Here is an 8,327-nt window from a genome sequence, read left to right as displayed (position 1 = left end):
ACCGCTTTTATAATTAAACACCAAAGAAAATTTCAGGTTTTAATCTAAGCATTAAACAATATGCAGCCAAACTAGCTTGCTCTCTTGTATAGTTTCTATTGCCTTGTATATGAATGCATTCTTGTAAAAAGGTTCCATCTTTATACATAGCTCCTATGTAGATGGTGCCTGCTTTGGTATTTTTATCATTTTCTTCTCCAGCTACCCCACTAAGCGCTAAAGCAAAATCACAATTTGTGGTTTTAAAAACCCCTTTTAACATAAAATAAATACAACGATCAGAATATTCCCCAACACTTTCTAAAGTATCATTGCTCACCCCAAGCCAAGAATTTTTTAAACGATTAGAATAAGTGATCAAAGAACCCTCAAACACATTAGAAATTCCTGAATTTTCAGCAAATTTTGAAGCACAAAGTCCTGCGGTACAACTTTCTGCAAAGGAAATTTTTAAGTTTTTTTCTAAAAGTTTTTTGGCTATAAATTTAATAGGATCATTTCCTAAAAATACTTTTCCTGCAAAAAGTTTGAAAACCCCTTTTAAAAAGCCTTCTAGTTTTCCATATTGACTAGCGCTTGCTCTAATGCAAATGAGATTATCTAATAATGCACTTGAGCAAGTTTGAATTTCAAAAGAAGTAGTAAGTGTGCTAAGTAAGATATTTGCACTCATTTCATCTATATCTAAAAGACAAAAATACGCATAGTCAAGTTCAGGATTTTGCAAAATCAAAGGCAATTTTTGCTCTATATTTATATTTAATAAATTAATATGGCATTGCTCAAAAGAACTTAAAAAGGAATTTTTTTCACGCAAAGCTTTTGAAGGTACTAGGGTATCATTTTCTAAGATTAAAACATCATCATTTAAGGTTGCTATGATTTTAGCTATGGTTGCATAGTATTCGCTAATGCTAAAAATGGTTATATAGCTATATTCTTTAGAAAGTTTTTCAAGTAAAAAAGGAAGTTCTTTATCAGGTTTGTTTATAAATTTTAACTCATGAAGCTCTAAAAACTGCTTTTTGTATTCTTCTTGTATATAACGCATATAATTTTCATTAATAATAATTTCATTGCCTATAATGATGATGAGATGTTTCATGATTTTCCTTTTTTTATTGCGATTATAACAAAAAAATAAGTGCAAATTAAAAGTATTTTAAGTAGAATTTACTATTTTTAAATTTTTCAAGGTGGATTATATGGATTATAAAGATACGCTATTGCTTCCAAATACGACTTTTGCAATGCGTGCAAATTTAGCAGAGCTTGAGCCTAAGCGTTTTAGCAAGTGGTTTGAAAACAACTATGCTTATGAAAAAATGAAACAAAAAAGACAAGGAATAAGCGAGAGTTTTACTTTACATGATGGCCCTCCTTATGCTAATGGACATTTGCATATTGGCCATGCTTTAAATAAAATTTTAAAAGATATCATCATTAAAATGCATTATTTTCAAGGTAAAAAAGTGCGTTTTACTCCTGGTTGGGATTGTCATGGTTTACCGATAGAACAGCAAGTTGAAGTTAAACTTAAAGATAAAAAGCAAAGTTTAAGCAAAAAAGAAATTCGTGAGTTTTGCAGAGAGCATGCGAGAGAATTTGTAAATATCCAAAGAGATGAATTTAAGTCTTTGGGTGTGATTGCTGGTTGGGATGAGCCATACTTGACTATGAAAAATGCTTTTGAGGCAGATATTTACAAAGCTTTATGTAAAATCGCTAAAAAAGGACTTTTGCTAGAAAGAAGTAAGCCTGTTTTTTGGAGTTGGGCTGCTAAGAGTGCATTAGCAGAAGCTGAAGTAGAGTATGAAGACAAAGAAGATTATTCTATTTTTGTAGCTTTTGAGCTTGATAAAACTTCCCTTGAAAAGCTAGGTGTAAAAAAAGCTAAAGCAGTCATTTGGACTACCACGCCTTGGACTTTACCGGCAAATCAAGCTATATCTTTAAATCCAAATGAAAAATATGTTATCACTGAAGAAGGTTATATTTTTGCTAAAGCCTTGCTTGAAAATATGATTAATAAAAACTTCACTCAAGGAAAAATTCAAAAAGAACTTTTAGGTTCTGAATTTGAAAATTTAAGTGCTATTAATCCACTCAATCAAAGAAAATCCACTCTTATTTTAGGCGATCATGTTTTAATGGAAGGTGGAACAGGGCTTGTACATACTGCACCGGGTCATGGTGAGGATGATTATTATGTGTGCTTAAAATATGGCATTGAAGTGATTATGCCAGTAGATGATGGTGGGTGTTATGATGAAACACTAAGAGCTAAAGGGCTTTTGCCAGAGCATTTATTAAATGAGTTTATAGGACTTCATATTTTTAAAGCAAATGAGCGTATTTTAGAATTGCTTGGCGAAGCTTTGCTTGAAAGTTCTAAATTTATACATTCTTATCCATTTTGTTGGAGAACACATAAACCGGTTATTTATAGAGCTACAAAACAATGGTTTATCTTAATGGATGAGAAAAAATTAGATGGAAAATCTTTAAGAGAACTAGCACTAGAGCAATTAAATAATGTGAAATTTTACCCAGAAAGTGGGGTAAAAAGACTTAGTTCTATGATAGAAAATCGCCCTGATTGGTGTATATCAAGACAAAGAGATTGGGGTGTGCCTATCGCATTTTTTAGAGATAAAAACACCAAAGAAGTGATTTTTGATGATGATGTTTTAGATCATTTGGTGGGAATTTTTGAAGTAAATGGAGCTGATGCGTGGTGGGATTTAGAAATAAAAGATTTATTACCGCCAAATAGCAAATATGATCCAAATAATTTAGAAAAAGTTTATGATATTTTAGATGTTTGGTTTGATAGTGGTAGTACTTGGGAAGCAGTATTAAACTCAGCAAGATATGATGCAGGAGAATATCAAGCTTCAATGTATCTTGAAGGAAGTGACCAGCACCGTGGATGGTTTCAAAGCTCACTTTTAATTTCTACTGCGATCAATCACAAAACCCCATATAAAAACATACTTACTCATGGCTTTACCGTAGATGAAAAGGGTCAAAAAATGAGTAAATCTAAGGGTAATGTGATTTTACCTCAAAATGTAGCTAAAAATTATGGGGTAGAAATTTTAAGACTTTGGATAATGCTTAGTGATTATTCAACGGACTTAAAAATTTCAGACAATATCTTAAAACAAGTAAGCGAGCAGTATAGAAAGATAAGAAATACTATAAGATTTTTACTTGCAAATACTAATGATATGGAATTTTTAGAAACAAAAAATTTCACACTTTTAGATAAGTGGATTTTAATGCGTGCAAAAGTTGCTTTTGAAGCATGTGAAGCTGCTTTTGAAAAATATGAGTTTGCAAAAGGCTTTAGTGTGCTTTTAAATTTCTTAAGTGCGGATTTAAGTGGAATTTACTTAGATGTGTGCAAAGATAGATTGTATTGTAATGCAAAAGATGACACAAAGAGAGTAAGCGCGCAAAGTGCTATGGTGCTAATAGCTAGAAAGCTTTTTGCGCTTTTAGCTCCAAGTTTAACTTACACTATAGATGAAGCTTTAGAACATGCAAATGTGGCTATTAAAGAAAATGCTAAAGATGTGTTTGATTTGGTATTAAAAAATGGCTTTGATTATGAGTATAAAATCGAAGATGATTTATTTATAAAATCAAGAGAAAAATTCTTTGAGCTTGTAGATGTATTAAAAAAAGACAAAATCATCAAATCAACCTTAGAGTTAAGCTTGCAAACAAGTGCAAATGAGCTTTTGAGTGAAGATATTGAAGAAGTAGCTGATTGGTTTATGGTAAGCTCTATAGAAAGCTTAGATGATAAAGAAGCTTTGAGTGAGTTTAAAATAGATGATCATAGTTTTAAAATCGTGCGTTCTTTATTGCGCAAGTGTCCAAGATGTTGGAAATTTTTAGCAAAAGAAGAAGAATGTTTATGTCCAAGATGTAATAGTGTGGAAAAAGCAAAAAATGTTTGAGCAAGCTTTACCTTTTAGCGTGGTAGTGATTACTTTATTGAGCTTTTTATTTATCACGCTTTTTTTGTTTTATTTGGTTAAAAAATTTAAGGATAAATAATGGTAACTTTAAAAGAAGCTTTGAAATTTTCAAATGAAGAATTAGAAAATCTAAAAAAAGAATTAAATGAAAAAGCACATCAGCAAAAGCATTTAGGTGCTTATGTAGAGCAGTTTTTAAATAAAGACTTAAGCACTTCAGGTACTGGCGTACCAGTAGCTATAAAAGATAATATTAGTGTAAAAGATTGGGAATTAACTTGTGGCTCTAAAATTTTACAAGGCTATGTGGCTCCTTATGATGCAAGCGCTATTGTAAATTTACGCAAAAATAATTTTACTCCATTTGGAAGATGTAATATGGATGAGTTTGCTATGGGAAGTACAAGTGCAACTTCTTTTTATGGTAAGACTTTAAATCCGCTTGATAATACTAAAGTTCCAGGTGGAAGTAGTGGGGGGAGTGCTGCTGCGGTTGCTGCAGGGATAGCTTTAGCAAGTTTGGGTTCAGATACAGGTGGTTCAGTAAGGCAACCTGCTGCTTTTTGTGGTTGTGTTGGGTTTAAGCCAAGTTATGGAAGAGTTAGCAGGTATGGTTTAGCAGCGTATTCTTCAAGCCTTGATCAAATAGGAGTTTTAACGCAAAATGTTGAAGATGCTGCAATTTTATATGATGCTATTGCAGGCTATGATGAAAAAGATAGCACAAGTGTAAACATAGCTTTTGAACCAACTACGCCAAAGCTAAATGCAAATAAAAAGCTAAAAATAGCTGTGATTAAAAACTATATAGAACAAACTAATGATGATGTAAAACAAGCCTTATTAAAAACTATAGATATGTTAAAAGCAAATGGCCATGAGATTGTTTATAAAGACTTAATGGATTCTACATTTGATGTTGCGGCTTATTATATCATAGCAGCAGCTGAAGCAAGTGCAAATTTAAGCCGTTATGATGGTGTAAGATATGGTAGAAGAAGTGAAAAATGTGACAATCTTAGTCAAATGTATGTAAATAGCAGAAGTGAAGGTTTTGGTGAGGAAGTAAAAAGAAGAATTTTACTAGGAACCTTTGTTTTAAGTAGTGGCTATTATGATGCATACTACATCAAAGCACAAAAGGCTAGAAGATTTATCAAGCAAAAATATGAAGAAATTTTAAACGATTGTGATTTGATTTTTATGCCAGTTGCTCCAAGCGTTGCTTTTGGTTTTAACGATATAAAAACTCCAGTGCAAATGTATTTAGAAGATGTATTTACTATTTCAGTGAATTTAGCAGGACTTGGTGGCATTAGTGTGCCAGTAGGAAAAAATGAAAATGGACTTAGTATTTCTGCTCAGCTTATATGCAAAGCTTATGATGAGCAAACTTTATTAGATGGTGCTTTGAGCTTGGAAGAAATTATCAAAAACAAATAAAGGAAAAATTATGAAAATCATAAAACGCGCTTTGACTTTTGAAGATGTTTTACTAGTCCCTCAATATTCTGAGGTTTTACCTAAAGAAGTAGATATTAAAACAAGACTTACAAAAAATATCACCTTAAATATGCCTTTGATTTCAGCTGCTATGGATACAGTTACTGAACATAGAGCAGCTATTATGATGGCAAGGCTTGGTGGCATAGGGGTAATCCATAAAAATATGGACATAGCTTCACAAGTTAGAGAGATAAAAAGAGTTAAAAAAAGTGAAAGTGGCGTGATTATGGATCCTATTTATATAGGGCCTAAAGCAAGTGTTAAAGAAGCACTAGAACTCATGGCTGAATATAGAATTTCAGGCGTTCCTGTGGTAGATGAGAATAAAATTTTAATAGGAATTTTAACTAATCGCGATTTAAGATTTGAAACTAACTTTGATAATTTAGTAGAAAATGTAATGACAAAAATGCCTTTAATCACTGCTAAAAAAGGTTCTACTTTAGATGATGCAGAAAGGATTTTCTCTACTAATAAAGTAGAAAAACTTCCAATCGTAGATGAAAATAATCGCTTAGAAGGTTTAATCACTATAAAAGATTTGAAAAAACGCAAAGAATATCCAAATTCAAATAAAGACGCCTATGGAAGATTAAGAGTGGCTGCAGCCGTGGGTGTGGGTCAGCTTGATCGCGTAAAGGCTTTAGTAGAAGCTGAAGTTGATGTTATAGTAATGGATAGTGCGCATGGACATTCTAAAGGGATTATTGATACATTAAAAGCAATTAAGGCTGAGTTTAATGTAGATGTGATAGTAGGAAATGTTGCAAGTGCTAAAGCAGTTAAAGATCTATGTGAAGCAGGTGCAGACGCTGTTAAGATAGGTATAGGACCTGGTAGTATTTGCACCACTCGTATTGTTTCAGGTGTGGGTGTACCTCAAATTTCAGCTATAGATGAATGTGCAATAGAAGCGAGTAAATACAGCGTGCCAATAATCGCTGATGGGGGTATAAAATACTCAGGTGATATTGCAAAAGCTATCGCAGCAGGAGCAAGTAGTGTGATGATAGGTTCACTTTTGGCAGGAACTGATGAGAGTCCAGGTGAGTTATTTACTTATCAAGGAAGACAATATAAGAGTTATCGTGGCATGGGAAGTTTAGGTGCTATGCAAAAAGGTAGTTCAGATAGATATTTCCAAGAAGGTACAGCTCAAGATAAACTTGTACCTGAAGGTATTGAAGGTAGGGTGCCTTATGTAGGAAGTATAAAAAGTGTAGTACATCAACTTTTAGGTGGGCTTAGATCTTCTATGGGTTATGTAGGTGCAGTAGATATCAAAGCTTTCCAAGAAAGAGCTGAATTTGTAGAAATCACTGCAGCAGGATTAAAAGAAAGCCATGTGCATGATGTAACTATCACTGCTGAAGCGCCAAATTATAAGGTGAGTAATTAATGGAATTTGAAGATCATATCAAACAAGCTGAACTTTCTTTGGAAAAACTTAATGATAAAGATTTGGACCTTAAAACTTGCGTAGAAATTTATAAAGAAGGCTTAAAAAGTATCAAGCAAGCAAGAACTATGCTTGAAAATGCTAAATTAGAAATCGAGCAAGTAGATGAGTAGCGTTGTAGCTTTACAATTTCCCACTTTGGCTTTGAGTGAATCAAGGCTTGATTATTATCTAAAAGCTGCTAAGGAAAGTGGTGCGAATTTGGTGGTTTTGGGTGAGTATGTTTTAAATAGCTTTTTTAGTGAGCTAAAAACTATGCCAAAAAGCATGATCAAAGAACAAAGTCAAAGCAAAAAAGCAAGCTTGATAAAACTTGCTAAAAAATATGATTTAAATATTATTGCACCTTTCATAAGTGTTGAAAATGATGGTTTAAAAAAACTATGCTTAAAAGTAGGTCCACAAAATGTAAAAGTGTATGAGCAACAAATTTTAATGCCTTATGCACACTGGAATGAAGAAAAATTTTTTAACAATAAAAAAGCTGATAAGCTTAAACTTTTTACTTTCACACATGAGGGCTTAAAATGTGCTTTGCTTTTTGGCTTTGAGGCACATTTTGATATCTTTTGGCAAATGATCATGAAAAAAAAGATAGACTTAGTCATCATTCCCACAGCTAGCACCTTTGAAAGTAATCAAAGATGGCTAGAACTTTTAAAAACAAGAGCCTTTTTAAACTCAACAAGCATTTTAAGGGTTAATCGTATAGGTAATTTAAAGCAAGAAAATGAGTGGAAATTTTATGGAGATAGCTTTTTTATTAATGCTTTTGGCGAAGTGCAAGAGCAACTTGGCGATCAAGAAGAAATGCTTGTAGTGGAAGTTAGTAAGGCAAATGAAGCTAGAAATTTATGGGGCTTTGATAAGCTTGTGAAAAATTATGAAGAATAGCTTATATTTTAAAACACAAATTATACTTTTAATATAAAGTATAATTTGTTAGAATTAACAATTTAATATAGTAAATTTGGATTTAACTATTTTGTTTATTAACTATAAGCCAAAGAATTGGAAATCCTATTATTCCAATTGGCAAGACAAGCATAAATAATAAAAATTTTATAACTATTTTTGCAATGATTAAAAAAAGAGTATTGATAAAAAATACATTATCTCCAAGCAGTATATTTTTTAGTTCTTTCCATACAAAACATGCAAAAGGAAATAATAAAAATTAATTCCTAACATAATAAAAAATGAAATGCTGCTAGATAGTGGAGTGGTAAAATAAAAAAAATACATGCTGCAAACACATAATGTCTTATAAGCCACACTAGATTTATAGTGCTAAAAACTTTTAGTGGATTGATCAAATTTTACTCCTTATTTATTTATAAAATATTTTGCAATTTTATTTTTTAAATTAA

At 32.0% G+C, this 8,327-nt stretch carries 6 protein-coding genes; 5 read left to right on the top strand and 1 reads right to left on the bottom strand.

The window, feature by feature from the left end; all coding sequences use genetic code 11:
- Positions 1-13: 13 nt before the first annotated feature.
- Complete coding sequence (locus L8W57_RS07745) at positions 14-1,105, bottom strand: CinA family protein (RefSeq protein ID WP_133319790.1); 1,092 nt, start codon at positions 1,103-1,105, stop codon at positions 14-16.
- Positions 1,106-1,205: 100 nt separating this feature from the next.
- Here L8W57_RS07745 and ileS point away from each other — a divergent pair, with 100 nt between their 5' ends.
- The 5 genes from ileS to L8W57_RS07720 all read left to right on the top strand — a co-directional run bounded on the left by ileS (position 1,206) and on the right by L8W57_RS07720 (position 7,851).
- Positions 1,206-3,971, top strand: a complete 2,766-nt coding sequence (gene ileS / locus L8W57_RS07740) for an isoleucine--tRNA ligase (protein WP_263662314.1) — start codon at positions 1,206-1,208, stop codon at positions 3,969-3,971.
- A gap of 99 nt (positions 3,972-4,070) precedes the next feature.
- The gene (gene gatA / locus L8W57_RS07735) at positions 4,071-5,435 is read left to right on the top strand and encodes an Asp-tRNA(Asn)/Glu-tRNA(Gln) amidotransferase subunit GatA (protein ID WP_263659656.1); all 1,365 of its coding nucleotides are present in this window, start codon (positions 4,071-4,073) and stop codon (positions 5,433-5,435) included.
- A 10-nt stretch (positions 5,436-5,445) separates the two neighbouring features.
- Positions 5,446-6,897 carry an IMP dehydrogenase gene (gene guaB / locus L8W57_RS07730; protein ID WP_263662313.1) on the top strand — a complete coding sequence of 484 codons (1,452 nt, stop codon included), beginning with the start codon at positions 5,446-5,448 and terminating at the stop codon, positions 6,895-6,897.
- Positions 6,897-7,070 (top strand): exodeoxyribonuclease VII small subunit, encoded by a 174-nt coding sequence (gene xseB / locus L8W57_RS07725; RefSeq protein WP_039628709.1) that lies wholly within the window; start codon positions 6,897-6,899, stop codon positions 7,068-7,070. The genes guaB and xseB overlap by 1 nt, the downstream gene beginning before the upstream one ends.
- Positions 7,063-7,851 (top strand): carbon-nitrogen hydrolase family protein, encoded by a 789-nt coding sequence (locus tag L8W57_RS07720; protein WP_133319794.1) that lies wholly within the window; start codon positions 7,063-7,065, stop codon positions 7,849-7,851. The genes xseB and L8W57_RS07720 overlap by 8 nt, the downstream gene beginning before the upstream one ends.
- Positions 7,852-8,327 lie beyond the last annotated feature (476 nt).

The organism is Campylobacter sp. IFREMER_LSEM_CL1890 (assembly GCF_025772045.1).
Lineage (GTDB): Bacteria > Campylobacterota > Campylobacteria > Campylobacterales > Campylobacteraceae > Campylobacter_D > Campylobacter_D lari_D.
The sequence above is the reverse complement of the archived record's forward strand: the minus strand, read 5'-3'. Positions and strand labels throughout refer to the sequence as shown.